The sequence below is a fragment of the Pseudomonas sp. FYR_5 genome (genome assembly GCF_043106315.1).
Taxonomy (GTDB): domain Bacteria; phylum Pseudomonadota; class Gammaproteobacteria; order Pseudomonadales; family Pseudomonadaceae; genus Aquipseudomonas; species Aquipseudomonas putida_Y.
Window position 1 is genome coordinate 1 of record NZ_JBICMK010000005.1, and the last position, 743, is coordinate 743.

General features: G+C 57.1%; 1 protein-coding gene. It reads left to right on the plus strand.

Annotation, left to right across the window (positions count from 1 at the left end):
- On the plus strand, positions 1 to 743 hold a 743-nt coding region (locus ACF8RA_RS00350; protein WP_392518666.1), incomplete at both ends, for a GTP-binding protein.

Below are 743 nucleotides of genomic sequence, written 5' to 3' on the forward strand. Positions count from 1 at the left end.
AAGACCACTCTGACCGCAGCTCTGACTCGCGTTTGCTCCGAAGTTTTCGGTTCGGCAGTCGTTGAGTTCGACAAGATCGACTCGGCTCCGGAAGAAAAAGCGCGCGGTATCACCATCAACACCGCTCACGTTGAGTACAACTCGACCATTCGTCACTACGCTCACGTTGACTGCCCAGGTCACGCTGACTACGTGAAGAACATGATCACCGGTGCTGCCCAGATGGACGGCGCGATCCTGGTTTGCTCGGCCGCCGATGGTCCGATGCCACAAACCCGTGAGCACATCCTGCTGTCCCGTCAGGTAGGCGTTCCGTACATCGTGGTCTTCCTGAACAAGGCTGACCTGGTAGACGACGCTGAGCTGCTGGAACTGGTCGAGATGGAAGTTCGCGACCTGCTGTCCACCTATGACTTCCCAGGCGACGACACTCCGATCATCATCGGTTCGGCTCGTATGGCGCTGGAAGGCAAAGACGACAACGAAATGGGTACTACCGCTGTCAAGAAGCTGGTAGAAACTCTGGACAGCTACATTCCTGAGCCAGTTCGTGCCATCGACCAGCCGTTCCTGATGCCGATCGAAGACGTGTTCTCGATCTCGGGTCGTGGTACCGTTGTTACCGGTCGTATCGAGCGTGGTATCGTCCGCGTTCAGGATCCACTGGAAATCGTTGGTCTGCGTGACACCACCACCACCACCTGCACCGGTGTTGAGATGTTCCGCAAGCTGCTGGACGAAGG